The organism is Pseudomonas sp. HN2 (assembly GCF_020736465.1).
Lineage (GTDB): Bacteria > Pseudomonadota > Gammaproteobacteria > Pseudomonadales > Pseudomonadaceae > Aquipseudomonas > Aquipseudomonas moraviensis_A.
In genome coordinates this window covers 437,004-449,849 of the sequence record NZ_CP085885.1, presented here as the reverse complement: position 1 = coordinate 449,849, position 12,846 = coordinate 437,004, and the positions used below count along the sequence as shown (strand labels likewise).

Here is a 12,846-nt window from a genome sequence, read left to right as displayed (position 1 = left end):
AAGCGCCAATGACGCCCCCGACGGAAAAGTGCTTATAATGCCCAGCGATTTTTTCCGCTTTTTACTGCCCGCGCGGATGGCTTTGTGTGTAACCGCAGCCCCGTGCCAAATTCATTCTTTGCCCTGGATGTCCAAAAGCCTTGATTCGTCTGCTGAAATTTTTCGGTTGGTCCATCGTCGCCGTTTTCTGCGGACTGCTCTTAGGTCTCAGCGGCGCCTTTCTTTACCTTAGTCCGGGTTTGCCGTCTGTGGAGGCGCTGAGAAGCATTCAGTTGCAGATTCCTCTGCGGGTCTACAGCAGCGACAACAAGTTGATCGCAGAATTTGGCGAAATGCGCCGCACACCGATCCGTTTCGCCGACATTCCGCCCAATTTCATTAATGCGTTACTAAGTGCTGAAGACGATAATTTTGCCAACCACTACGGTGTCGACCCGAGCAGCCTGATGCGCGCGGCGACCCAATTGGTCAAAAGCGGACACATTCAGTCCGGCGGCAGCACCATCACCATGCAGGTGGCGAAGAACTTCTTCCTCACCAGCGAGCGCAGCTTCTCGCGTAAAACCACGGAAATTCTCCTGGCTCTGCAGATCGAGCGGCAGTTGACCAAGGACGAGATCCTTGAGCTGTACGTCAACAAGATCTACCTGGGCAACCGCGCCTACGGCATCGAAGCCGCGGCGCAGGTCTATTACGGCAAATCGATCCGTGACGTCAGCCTGGCGCAGATGGCGATGATCGCCGGCCTGCCGAAGGCACCGTCGCGCTTCAACCCGCTGGCCAACCCGGCGCGCAGTAAAGAACGCCGCGACTGGATCCTCGGGCGCATGTACAAGCTGGGCAAGATCAGCGAGGCCGACTACACCGCGGCGATCAACGAGCCGCTGAACGCCAGCTACCACGTTCCGACCCCGGAAGTGAACGCACCGTACATCGCCGAAATGGCCCGTGCCGAAATGGTCGGCCGTTATGGCAGCGACGCTTACACCGAAGGTTTCCGCGTCACCACCACGGTGCCGAGCAACCTGCAGGAAATGGCCAATACCGCGCTGCACGAAGGCCTGATGACCTACGACCAGCGCCACGGCTACCGTGGCCCCGAGTCGCGCCTGCCGGGCAAGACCCGCGAAGCCTGGGCCAGCGAACTGACCAAACAGCGCACCATCAGCAGCCTCGAACCGGCCATCGTCACTCAGGTCGACAAGAACGGCCTGCAGGTCCTGACCCGCACCGGTGAAGAGCACGTTGCCTGGGACACGATGAAATGGGCGCGGCCGTTCCTCAATACCAACAGCATGGGTGCCAACCCGCGTCAGCCGGCGGATGTCGCCCAGGTCGGTGATCTGATCCGCGTGCAGCGGCAGACAGACAACTCGCTGAAATTCAGTCAGATACCGCAGGCCCAGGGCGCGTTGGTGTCGCTGGATCCGCAGAACGGTGCGATCCGTTCGCTGGTGGGCGGATTTGCCTTCGAGCAGAGCAACTACAACCGTGCCCTGCAGGCCAAGCGTCAGCCGGGTTCGAGCTTCAAGCCGTTCGTTTACAGCGCCGCGCTGGATAACGGCTACACCGCAGCGAGCCTGGTCAACGATGCGCCGATCGTGTTCGTCGACGAATACCTGGACAAGGTCTGGCGCCCGAAGAACGATACCAACACCTTCCTCGGCCCGATCCGCCTGCGTGAAGCGCTGTACAAGTCGCGCAACCTGGTGTCGATCCGCTTGCTGCAGGCCATGGGCGTGGGCAAGACCATCGACTACATCACCCGCTTCGGCTTCAACAAGCAGGACCTGCCGCCGAACCTGTCGCTGGCACTCGGCACCGCGACGCTGACGCCGATGGAAATCGCCACTGGCTGGAGCACCTTCGCCAACGGCGGCTACAAGATCACCCCGTACATCATCGACAAGATCGAAAGCCGTAACGGTGACACGTTGTTCGTCGCCAACCCGCCGACTGTGCCACAGGGCGGTTCGGCGACCGATGGCATCGCCGCGCCAGCCACCGAATCGTTCACGGTCAATGCCGCACCGGTTGCCGGTGAAGCCCCGGGCAACCCGGCGGTGCCGCAAGCGCCAGCCGTGGCCGAGCGGATTGTCGATGGGCGTACCACTTACATCCTCAACAGCATGCTTCAGGATGTGATCAAACTCGGTACCGGCCGTCGCGCACTGGCCATGGGCCGCAGCGACATCGCCGGCAAGACCGGCACCACCAACGAATCGAAAGATGCCTGGTTCTCCGGCTACAACGCCGATTACGTGACCACGGTGTGGACTGGCTTCGACCAGCCGGAAAGCCTCGGCCGCCGCGAGTTTGGCGGTACTGTGGCGCTGCCGATCTGGATGAATTACATGTCCGCCGCGCTGAAAGACAAGCCGCCGCATGTCCAGCCTGAGCCGGAAGGCCTGCTCAGCCTGCGGGTGGATCCGGTCAGTGGCCGCGCCGCGACGCCGAGCACGCCGGGGGCCTACTTCGAACTGTTCAAGGCTGAAGACACGCCGCCGTCGGTGAATGAGCTGGGCAACGGCGCCGTGCCGGGCAGCCCGCTGCCGGCGGACGAGCAGGCGCCGATCGATCTGTTCTGATCCAGCACCATTGAAAAGCCCCGCATTCGAGAGAAGAGCGGGGCTTTTTATTGACTGATGTTTGGAGTTTGCGGCGTTACGAACATCCAGCCCCTCACCCCAGCCCTCTCCCGGAGGTAGAGGGAGCCGACCGAGGTGTCTGGCTTCATGCATCGACCTGCGCAACCGAGTCGATTATGGATTCAAAGCAAGACTTTCACGTCGGCGTCATTCATCAATATCCCCCATTCGGTCCCCTCTCCCTTTGGGAGAGGGCTAGGGTGAGGGCTGCTCCAGATATGGAATACAAAACCCCTAGCCACAAAAAAGCCCCGACTCATAACGAGCCGGGGCTTTTGTTTGAAGCGCTACAACGACTTAGCCGTTGAACACGTCATCCACGCTTTTCAGCGGGTAGTTCTTCGGATACGGCAGGGTAGCAACGCCAGTCTCGATCGCGGCCTTGGCCACGGCGTCGGAGATCAGGGTGATCAGGCGCTTGTCCATTGGCTTCGGAATGATGTACTCACGGCCGAATTCCAGTTTGATGCCACCGTAGGCGTCGCAGACTTCCTGCGGTACTGGCAGTTTGGCCAGTTCGCGCAGGGCATTGGCCGCGGCAACTTTCATTTCTTCGTTGATGCGCTTGGCGCGAACGTCCAGGGCACCACGGAAGATGAACGGGAAGCCCAGTACGTTGTTGACCTGGTTCGGGTAGTCCGAACGGCCGGTGGCCATGATCACGTCGCTACGGGTAGCGTGCGCCAGTTCCGGGGAGATTTCCGGATCCGGGTTCGAGCAGGCGAACACGATCGGGTTGGCCGCCATCGACAGCAAGCCTTCAGCGCTCAGCAGGTTCGGGCCGGACAGACCGACGAACACGTCAGCGCCTGCCAGTGCGTCAGCCAGGGTGCGTTTCTCGGTGGCGTGGGCGAACACGGCTTTGTACTGGTTCAGGTCGTCACGGCCGGAGTGGATCACGCCGGTACGGTCAACCATGAAGATGTTTTCGATGCGAGCGCCCATGCTCACCAGCAGTTTCATGCAGGAGATGGCGGCAGCGCCGGCGCCGAGGCAGACGATCTTCGCGTCCTGCAGGGTTTTGCCAGCGATTTCCAGGGCGTTGATCATGCCGGCAGCGGTCACGATCGCGGTGCCGTGCTGGTCATCGTGGAACACCGGAATATCGCACTGCTCGATCAGAGCACGTTCGATCTCAAAGCACTCAGGCGCCTTGATGTCTTCCAGGTTGATGCCACCGAAGGTGATCGAGATACGCTTGACGGTGTCGATGAAGGCTTGCGGGCTTTCCGAGTCGACTTCGATGTCGAACACGTCGATGCCGGCGAAGCGCTTGAACAGCACGCCTTTACCTTCCATGACAGGCTTGGAAGCCAATGGGCCGAGGTTGCCCAGGCCGAGAATCGCGGTGCCATCGGAAATGACTGCCACCAGGTTGCCCTTGCCGGTGTATTTGTAGGCCAGTTCAGGATCGCGAGCGATCTCGCGCACTGGTTCGGCTACGCCGGGGCTGTAGGCCAGCGACAGGTCGCGGGCGGTAGCAGTGGCCTTGGTGAGCTCGACACTCAGCTTCCCCGGACGAGGATGGGCGTGATATTCGAGAGCGGCAGTTTTCAGATCAGACATTTTGGCATTCCGCTTTTTTACTGTTGGACAGACTGGTCAGCGAGGATACGCGCCTCGCAAAGTCCCCACAAGACTGGGCAGTCACTGCTGTCAAGCGCCCTGCCCTACGACTTTGGGCCAAGAGCCACGGCGCACAAGGGCTGGACTGTTCACAATCAACACGGAAAATGTCTACAATTTTTTCTTCAGTGCGGCACGTGCAGCATCGAAGGATCGGTCAGTGGCAACAACCAGCGTGGCTGACCTTTTTGCGATCCACCGCGACGGGATCGGTCTACTACCCACCCGCGCGCCTCGATTTGCTTACCCTTTAGCGCCTGCAAGCGGGCACTGTCGAATTGTTCAAGCAAATTGGGTGCAACCCGCAATACAAGCGCGTCCTGCAACTCGATCCAGATTCCGCCGCGATTGCGCTGAACCTTGCTCACCCGACCGCTGACTATGGCGAAACCGGATCGCTGAATCTGTGGCGCTTTGAGCACCGGCGATTGCCGCCAGACGCCAAGTCCAGCCTGTCGTGCGCTGCGTTCGGCGGTCTGCTGGCAGGCGAGCAGATCGACGTTCGGCGCCACGGCGACCTGAAAGCCCAAGCCATCGGCAAGCATTTGCGCTTCGAGATTGGCACCGCTGACGCTGTAGACATGCGCAAGCGTACGCCCGTAATGGTCTTTGGCCTGCTTGCCGGGTCGCAGACCGACACGGCCGCCGCTGTCATCGACCAGTGCTTGCAGGCGTTTGCGCGCCGCCACGGCGAAGGGTTCGTCGCTGCGGCCCTGCTTGCCCAGCTCCGGCGTGTTGAGGCCGATCATGCGCACGCTGCGGCCGTCGCTCAGGCGCAGGGTGTCGCCATCGACCACCCGCTGCACGCTGACGCTGGCCAGCCCCGCAGGGGTCGGACAAAAGGCCTGGGCGGCGGACAGCCAAATCGCAGACACAAAAAAGGCGCCCGCAAGGGACGCCTTTTTCATCAGTCTGGAGAAGTCGAAGCGACCTTCCAAAATGATCAGCCTCAGGCTTTTTTGCCGACGCCGAAAGTAGCGAAACGGTCTGCGAACTTCTGCACACGGCCGCCGGTGTCCAGAGTCTTCTGCTTACCGGTGTAGAACGGGTGGCATTCGTTGCAAACGTCGATCGCCAGGGCTTTGCCGTAGGTCGAACGAGTTTCGAACTTGTTACCGCAGCTGCAGGTAACAGCAATTTCCGGGTAGTTCGGATGGATATCGGCTTTCATGGTGTCTTCCTCAGGCTAGCGTGCCGCCACCCAACACTATTGTTGAATACCGCACGTAATTAGGCCGCGGATTCTACCAGACCTTTTCAAACACGCAAGCTGTCACCGAGACCGACCGTCTGCTAGGCTCCCGACCCAATATGCGATTCCCTTGTAGGAGTGAGCCTGCTCGCGATAGCGGTGTATCAGACGACTCAATGTTGAATGAAAGACCTATCGCGAGCAGGCTCACTCCTACAAGGTTATGTGCCAAGTCCTACCGCCTGCTGATCGAGATCCCCCCGCGTGCCCGACGCCATTCTGCGCCTTGCTCTGCCTTCGCCCCTGCGCCGCCTGTTCGATTACCGGGCGCCGGCCGGGGTGCGGCGCGAGCAATTGCAGCCGGGCATGCGCCTGCGGGTACCGTTTGGCCGGCGCGAGATGATCGGGATTCTGGTCGAAGTCACCGACACCAGCGAGGTGCCGGCGGAAAAACTCAAACCGGCTCTGGCCCTCCTCGACTCGACATCGCCGCTGCCGCCAGCACTGTTCAAGCTGTGCCTGTGGACAGCGCAGTATTACCAGCACAGCCTTGGCGACACCTTGAACTGGGCCTTGCCAGTGCTGCTGCGTCAGGGCGAGCTGGCCGAGGCCCGGCAGGAACGCTTCTGGTCGGTGGCCCCCGGCGCCAGCGTCGATGACCCACGGGTCGCCCGTGCGCCACGTCAGCGCGAGGCGCTGACCACGCTGGCCCAGCATCCCCACGGCGTGGCTCATCAGTTGCTGAGCAAACTGATGCTGAGCAAGGACAGCCTCGACCTGCTGCTGGCCAAGGGTCTGGTGCAAGTCGAGATCCGCCGCCACGCCCCCGGCGCGCGCCACGAGCACTGGCTGGCGCAACCGGAGCTGCCGCTCAACAGCGAACAACGCGCGGCGTACGAAGCGATTCGCGCCGGCTTCGACAGCTACCACGCCTTTCTCCTGGCCGGGGTTACCGGCAGCGGCAAGACCGAAGTCTATCTGCAACTGATCCGCGAAACCCTCGAAGCCGGCAAGCAGGCTTTGGTGCTGATTCCGGAGATCAACCTCGGCCCGCAGACCCTGGCGCGCTTCGAACAGCGCTTTAACGCGCGCATTGCCCTGTTGCACTCGGCGGTGAATGACCGCGAACGCCTCGACGCGTGGCTCGCCGCCCGCGATGGCGAGGCCGACATTATTATCGGCACCCGCTCGGCGCTGTTCACGCCAATGAAAAATCCCGGGCTGATCATCATCGATGAAGAGCATGACGGCTCGTATAAACAGCAGGAAGGTCTGCGCTACCACGCCCGCGACCTGGCGCTGGTACGCGCACGGCAGGAAAACATCCCGATCGTGCTCGGTTCCGCCACGCCGTCGCTGGAGAGCCTGCACAACGCCTACACCGGTCGCTATGGTCTGTTACGTCTGAACGAACGCGCCGGCGGCGCCAAGCAACCGCGCTTCCTGCGTCTGGACGTGAAAAGCCGTCCGCTCGACAGTGGTATTTCCGGGCCGATGCAACAAGCCATCGGCCAGACCCTTGCCAACGGCCAGCAGGTGCTGGTGTTCCTCAACCGGCGCGGATTTGCGCCGACGTTGCTCTGTCACGATTGCGGCTGGATGTCGGAGTGCTCGCGCTGCGATGCGCGCATGACCGTCCATCAGCGTTATGGCGAATTGCGGTGCCACCATTGCGGCAACGTCGAGCGCACGCCGCGCCAGTGTCCAAAGTGCAGCAAGGTCGATCTGCGTCCGGTCGGCGCTGGCACCGAACGTGCCGAAGAGCGTCTGGCGATTCTGTTCCCTGATTACCCGGTTTTGCGCGTCGATCGCGACAGCACCTCGCGCAAGGACGCGATGAATCAGCTGTTCGCGACGATCCAGAAAGGCCAGCCGTGCATTCTGGTCGGCACGCAGATGTTGGCCAAAGGGCACCATTTCCCCCGGGTGACGCTGGTGTCGATTCTGGATGCCGACGGCGGCCTGTTCTCCGGCGACTTCCGCGCCAGCGAGCGCATGGCGCAACTGATCGTCCAGGTTGCAGGGCGTGCCGGGCGGGCTGAGGAACCGGGCAGGGTGATCATCCAGACGCACCTCGCCGACCATCCTTTATTGGTGCAACTGACCGAGCAGGGTTATTTCGCCTTCGCCGAGCAGGCCTTGAGCGAACGCCGCGCCGCCGGGTTGCCGCCCTTTGCCCATCTGGCTTTGTTGCGCGCCGAGGCGCACAAGCCGGGGCAGGCGGAAGGCTTTCTCGATGAAGCGTGCAGCGAGGCCGAGCGCTTGCTGGCCGAATTGAACCTGAGCGGCATCGAACTGCTCGGGCCGGTGCCGGCGCCGATGGAGCGCCGGGCCGGGCGTTATCGCGCGCAGCTGTTGTTGCAGGCGACCGCGCGGGCGCCACTGCACCGATTGCTGGCCAGCTGGATGCTGGTGCTGGAGCAGGTGCCAAGCGGGCGGGCGGTGCGCTGGTCGCTGGATGTCGATCCGGTGGATCTGTATTGAAGAGCCGAAAGAGCAAAAGATCGCAGCCTTCGGCAGCTCCTACAGATAAATGCCGATTCCACTGTAGGAGCCGCCGAAGGCTGCGATCTTTTGACTTTGATGTCACCACATATCCACATCCTGCCTGCTAAGGTTGGCAAGCCCGTCTTCGCAACGGATAATGCCCAGTTTTTCCACCCGCGCATCGATGCGCCCGCCGCGCTTGCGGTCGAAAGAGAAGACCATGAAAGACACCATTCGCCAGCTGATCCAGCAAGCCCTCACCCAACTCGTCAACGAAGGTGTGTTGCCTGAAGGCCTGACGCCGGCGATCCAGGTGGAGAACGCCCGCGACAAGACCCACGGCGACTTCGCCAGCAACATCGCCATGATGCTGGCCAAGCCAGCCGGCATGAAGCCGCGCGATCTGGCGGAGAAAATCATCGCCGCCCTGCCCGCTGACGAGAACGTCACCAAGGCCGAAATCGCCGGCCCGGGCTTCATCAATTTTTTCCAGAACACCCAGGCTCTGGCCGCGCGTCTCGACGCCGCGCTGGCCGATGCCCATGTCGGCGTACGCAAGGCCGGCCCGGCGCAGCGCACCGTGGTCGACCTGTCGGCACCGAACCTGGCCAAAGAGATGCACGTCGGCCATTTGCGCTCGACCATCATCGGTGACGGCGTGGCCCGCGTGCTGGAATTCCTCGGTGACGAAGTGATCCGCCAGAACCACGTCGGCGACTGGGGCACCCAGTTCGGCATGCTGATGGCGTATCTGCAGGAAAACCCGATCACCAGCGACGAGCTGTCGGACCTGGAAAACTTCTACCGCGCCGCCAAGCAGCGTTTCGACGAGTCCGAAGAGTTCGCCGACCGCGCCCGAGGCCTGGTGGTCAAGCTGCAGGCCGGCGATGCCGAATGCCTGGCACTGTGGACCAGGTTCAAGGACATTTCGCTGTCGCACTGCCAGAAGATCTACGAACTGCTCAACGTCAAACTGACCATGGCCGACGTCATGGGCGAAAGCGCCTACAACGACGACCTGATCAATGTGGTCAACGACCTCAAGGCTGCCGGCATGCTGGTCGAGAGCAACGGCGCCCAGTGCGTGTTCCTCGACGAGTTCAAGAACGCCGATGGCGACCCGCTGCCGGTGATCATCGTCAAGGCCGACGGCGGTTACCTGTACGCCACCACTGACCTGGCGGCCGTGCGCTACCGCAGCGGCAAGCTCAAGGCTGATCGCGCTTTGTATTTCGTCGATCAGCGTCAGGCGCTGCATTTCCAGCAAGTCTTCGCCGTGGCGCGCAAGGCCGGTTTCGTCACCCATCCGATGGAAATGGAGCACATGGGTTTCGGCACCATGAACGGCGCCGATGGCCGTCCGTTCAAGACCCGTGACGGCGGCACCGTGAAGCTGATCGACCTGCTGACCGAAGCCCAGGAACGCGCTTACAGCCTGGTGAAAGAGAAGAACCCGACCCTGGCCGAAAACGAGTTGCGCAACATCGCCAAGGTGGTCGGCATCGGCGCGGTGAAATACGCCGACCTGTCCAAGCATCGCACCAGCGACTACAGCTTCAACTTCGACCTCATGCTGAATTTCGAAGGCAACACCGCGCCGTACCTGCTTTACGCCTACACCCGCGTGGCCGGCGTGTTCCGCAAACTGGGCAAGGACTTCAGCGAAGTGGATGGCCAGATCGTCCTCGAGGCGGAACACGAACTTGAGCTGGCGGCGAAACTGGCGCAATTCGGCGAAGTGCTGAACAACGTCGCTGAGAAAGGCACACCGCACATTCTCTGCACCTACCTGTACGACGTCGCCGGCCTGTTCTCCAGCTTCTACGAGAACTGCCCGATCCTCGCCGCCGACACCCCGGCGCAGATGCAGAGCCGTCTGCGTCTTGCCGCACTGACCGGTCGCACCCTCAAGCAAGGCCTGGAGCTGTTGGGTCTGGAAACTCTGGAGCGTATGTAAGTTGGCCGCCAAGAAAAAACCTGCACCCAAACGCGGCGCCAGCCGCTATCAGGCTCCGGCAAAACAACCGATTCCGGGCTGGCTGTGGATGGCCATCGGCCTGACCGTCGGCGCCTTCATCGTATTCCTGATGAAACTGGAACCGGGCAAGGGCAGCGACACGGTCAAGCGCGAGAAAGTCGAACAGCAGCAGAAAGCGTCGAAGATCGCCGAGGCCAACAAGACTCCGCCGAGCCCGACGCAACCGGTGAAGCCGAAGTACGACTTCTACACCTTGCTGCCGGAATCGGAAGTGATCGTGCCGCCGGACGCGGTGCCGGAGAAAACCCTGCCGACGCCGCAAGTGCCGGCGATCCCGACCACGCCGGTGACCCCGGCCGAGGCGGCGAAGATCGACACGGCGCGCGCGCAGGCAGCTCTGGCGGGTATTACTCCGCCGCCTGCGCCGCCAGTGAGCAAGGCCGCGCCGGTCACCAAGTTCTTCCTCCAGGCCGGCTCGTTCCGCAAAGAGACCGATGCCGACAAGGTGCGCGCGCAGATCATTCTGCTCGGCCAGGCCGTGGCGGTGGAGTCCGGCACGGTCAAGGATGAAACCTGGTATCGCGTGTTGGTCGGCCCGTTCAGCAACCGCGAGCAACTGACCACGGCCCAGAAACAACTGGCCGGCGCCGGCTTCAGCAACCTGTTGTTACAACAACGCCAGAGCCGCTGATCCCACGCCGGGCGTACAGGGTCCGGCTCACTTTGTGGCGAGGGAGCTTGCTCCCGCTGGGGTGCGAAGTGTCCCCAAACCCTGCAAATGCGGTGCGTCAGACAGACCGCATCAGCTGGGTTTGCGACTGCTGCGCAGCCGAGCGGGAGCAAGCTCCCTCGCCACAGAGTCTGGCACCCTCGCTCGACACCGCTCGTCCCCTCTCCCGCCCTGCGGTTGAAATCCCCTCCAGCACCCCCATATGAATGGGCATAAGGCATTTTCGCCCCGCTGCGTGGAGACTCTTCCCTTGACCACCATCGTTTCAGTCCGCCGCCACGGCAAAGTCGTCATGGGCGGCGACGGCCAGGTTTCTCTCGGCAACACCGTGATGAAAGGCAACGCCAAAAAGGTTCGTCGCCTGTACCACGGCCAGGTCATCGCCGGTTTCGCCGGTGCCACCGCCGACGCCTTCACCCTGTTCGAACGCTTCGAAGGCCAGCTCGAGAAACATCAGGGCCACTTGATCCGCGCCGCCGTCGAACTCGCCAAAGAGTGGCGCACCGACCGCTCCCTGAGCCGCCTCGAAGCGATGCTCGCGGTCGCCAACAAGGACGCCTCGCTGATCATCACCGGCAACGGTGACGTGGTCGAACCGGAAGATGGCCTGATCGCCATGGGTTCCGGCGGCGCCTATGCGCAGGCCGCAGCCAGCGCTCTGCTGAAAAAGACCGATCTGTCGGCGCGCGAGATCGTCGAAACCGCCCTCGGGATCGCCGGCGACATCTGCGTATTCACCAACCACACCCAGACCATTGAGGAGCAGGATCTCGCTGAATAAGCCTGTTGCGGCCCATGTGCCACGGCTTGTTTCTGCTTGAGGACCGTCAATTATTATGTCCATGACTCCCCGCGAAATCGTCCACGAACTCAACCGCCATATCATCGGCCAGGACGATGCCAAGCGCGCCGTCGCGATTGCCCTGCGCAACCGCTGGCGCCGCATGCAGCTGCCTGAAGAGCTGCGCGTTGAGGTGACCCCGAAGAACATCCTGATGATCGGCCCGACCGGTGTCGGTAAAACCGAGATCGCCCGTCGCCTGGCAAAACTGGCCAATGCGCCGTTCATCAAGGTCGAAGCGACCAAATTCACCGAAGTCGGTTATGTCGGCCGTGACGTCGAGTCGATCATCCGTGATCTGGCTGACGCTGCGATCAAGATGCTCCGCGAGCAGGAAATGACCCGCGTACGCCACCGCGCCGAAGACGCTGCCGAGGATCGTATCCTCGACGCGTTGCTGCCGCCGGCACGCATGGGCTTCAGCAACGAAGAAGCGCCGAGCTCTGATTCCAACACGCGTCAGCTGTTCCGCAAGCGCCTGCGCGAAGGCCAGTTGGACGACAAGGAAATCGAGATCGAAGTGGCCGAAGTTTCCGGCATCGAAATCGCCACGCCGCCGGGCATGGAAGAGATGACCAACCAGCTGCAATCGCTGTTTGCCAACATGGGCAAGGGCAAGAAGAAGTCGCGCAAGCTCAAGGTCAAGGAAGCGCTGAAACTGGTGCGCGATGAAGAAGCCGGGCGTCTGGTCAACGAAGAAGAGCTGAAGGCCAAGGCGCTGGAAGCGGTCGAGCAGCACGGCATCGTGTTCATCGACGAAATCGACAAGGTCGCCAAGCGCGGCAATGTCGGCGGCGCCGATGTCTCCCGCGAAGGCGTACAGCGCGACCTGCTGCCGCTGATCGAAGGCTGCACCGTCAACACCAAACTGGGTATGGTCAAGACCGACCACATCCTGTTCATCGCCTCCGGCGCGTTCCACCTGAGCAAGCCGAGCGATCTGGTGCCGGAGCTGCAAGGCCGTCTGCCGATTCGCGTCGAACTCAAGGCGCTGAGCCCGGAAGATTTCGAGCGCATCCTCAGCGAACCGCATGCTTCGCTCACCGAACAATACTGCGCGCTGCTGAAAACCGAAGGCCTGAACATCCAGTTCCAGCCCGAGGGCATCAAGCGTCTGGCGGAGATCGCCTGGCAGGTCAACGAGAAGACCGAGAACATCGGTGCCCGGCGACTGCACACGCTGCTTGAGCGCCTGCTTGAAGAGGTGTCATTCAGCGCCGGTGATCTGGCCAGCGCCCACGATGACAAGGCGATCCTGATCGACGCCGACTACGTCAACAGCCACCTCGGCGAATTGGCGCAGAACGAAGATCTGTCCCGTTATATCCTGTAAGCCATACTTAC

Annotated in this window: 10 protein-coding genes; 6 read left to right on the top strand and 4 right to left on the bottom strand. The window is 61.9% G+C overall.

What is annotated here, in order from left to right:
• Positions 1-143: 143 nt before the first annotated feature.
• Positions 144-2,588: a penicillin-binding protein 1A gene (locus tag LIS66_RS01965; RefSeq protein ID WP_371919887.1), complete on the top strand. Its 2,445-nt coding sequence runs from the start codon at positions 144-146 to the stop codon at positions 2,586-2,588.
• A 357-nt stretch (positions 2,589-2,945) separates the two neighbouring features.
• Here LIS66_RS01965 and LIS66_RS01960 read toward each other — a convergent pair whose 3' ends face one another.
• The 3 genes from LIS66_RS01960 to rpmE all read right to left on the bottom strand — a co-directional run bounded on the left by LIS66_RS01960 (position 2,946) and on the right by rpmE (position 5,445).
• Positions 2,946-4,214, bottom strand: coding sequence for a malic enzyme-like NAD(P)-binding protein (locus LIS66_RS01960; RefSeq protein WP_042608691.1), 1,269 nt, complete (start codon positions 4,212-4,214; stop codon positions 2,946-2,948).
• 185 nt (positions 4,215-4,399) lie between these two features.
• Entirely contained in the window at positions 4,400-5,182 is a 783-nt protein-coding gene (locus LIS66_RS01955; protein WP_227973497.1) for a thermonuclease family protein, read from the bottom strand.
• A 41-nt stretch (positions 5,183-5,223) separates the two neighbouring features.
• Entirely contained in the window at positions 5,224-5,445 is a 222-nt protein-coding gene (gene rpmE / locus LIS66_RS01950) for a 50S ribosomal protein L31 (protein ID WP_041477565.1), read from the bottom strand.
• Positions 5,446-5,730: 285 nt separating this feature from the next.
• Between rpmE and LIS66_RS01945 the strand changes: the two genes are divergently transcribed.
• The gene (locus tag LIS66_RS01945; protein ID WP_227973496.1) at positions 5,731-7,950 is read left to right on the top strand and encodes a primosomal protein N'; all 2,220 of its coding nucleotides are present in this window, start codon (positions 5,731-5,733) and stop codon (positions 7,948-7,950) included.
• Between the two features lie 102 nt (positions 7,951-8,052).
• Here the strand turns inward: LIS66_RS01945 and LIS66_RS27675 are convergent, their stop codons facing one another.
• On the bottom strand, positions 8,053-8,175 hold the full coding sequence (locus tag LIS66_RS27675) for a hypothetical protein (RefSeq protein ID WP_016772057.1): 123 nt from the start codon (positions 8,173-8,175) through the stop codon (positions 8,053-8,055).
• On the opposite strand from LIS66_RS27675, the gene argS reads away from it, so the two are divergent.
• From argS to hslU, 4 genes are all read left to right on the top strand, one after another.
• Positions 8,174-9,910 (top strand): arginine--tRNA ligase, encoded by a 1,737-nt coding sequence (gene argS / locus LIS66_RS01940; RefSeq protein WP_227973495.1) that lies wholly within the window; start codon positions 8,174-8,176, stop codon positions 9,908-9,910. The genes LIS66_RS27675 and argS overlap by 2 nt on opposite strands.
• A 1-nt stretch (position 9,911) precedes the next feature.
• A complete protein-coding gene (locus tag LIS66_RS01935; RefSeq protein ID WP_016772059.1) occupies positions 9,912-10,622 on the top strand; it encodes an SPOR domain-containing protein in 711 nt (236 codons plus the stop codon).
• A 289-nt stretch (positions 10,623-10,911) separates the two neighbouring features.
• Positions 10,912-11,442 (top strand): ATP-dependent protease subunit HslV, encoded by a 531-nt coding sequence (gene hslV, locus LIS66_RS01930; RefSeq protein ID WP_007968352.1) that lies wholly within the window; start codon positions 10,912-10,914, stop codon positions 11,440-11,442.
• A gap of 55 nt (positions 11,443-11,497) precedes the next feature.
• The gene (gene hslU, locus LIS66_RS01925; protein WP_016772060.1) at positions 11,498-12,835 is read left to right on the top strand and encodes an ATP-dependent protease ATPase subunit HslU; all 1,338 of its coding nucleotides are present in this window, start codon (positions 11,498-11,500) and stop codon (positions 12,833-12,835) included.
• The last annotated feature ends 11 nt before the right edge of the window (positions 12,836-12,846 follow it).

Bases quoted from the DNA above. Each gene is read 5' to 3' on its own strand.
- LIS66_RS01960 (WP_042608691.1), bottom strand. From the start codon at position 4,214: ATGTCTGATCTGAAAACTGCCGCTCTCGAATATCACGCCCATCCTCGT.
- LIS66_RS01955 (WP_227973497.1), bottom strand. From the start codon at position 5,182: ATGAAAAAGGCGTCCCTTGCGGGCGCCTTTTTTGTGTCTGCGATTTGG.
- rpmE (WP_041477565.1), bottom strand. From the start codon at position 5,445: ATGAAAGCCGATATCCATCCGAACTACCCGGAAATTGCTGTTACCTGC.
- argS (WP_227973495.1), top strand. From the start codon at position 8,174: ATGAAAGACACCATTCGCCAGCTGATCCAGCAAGCCCTCACCCAACTC.
- LIS66_RS27675 (WP_016772057.1), bottom strand. From the start codon at position 8,175: ATGGTCTTCTCTTTCGACCGCAAGCGCGGCGGGCGCATCGATGCGCGG.
- hslU (WP_016772060.1), top strand. From the start codon at position 11,498: ATGTCCATGACTCCCCGCGAAATCGTCCACGAACTCAACCGCCATATC.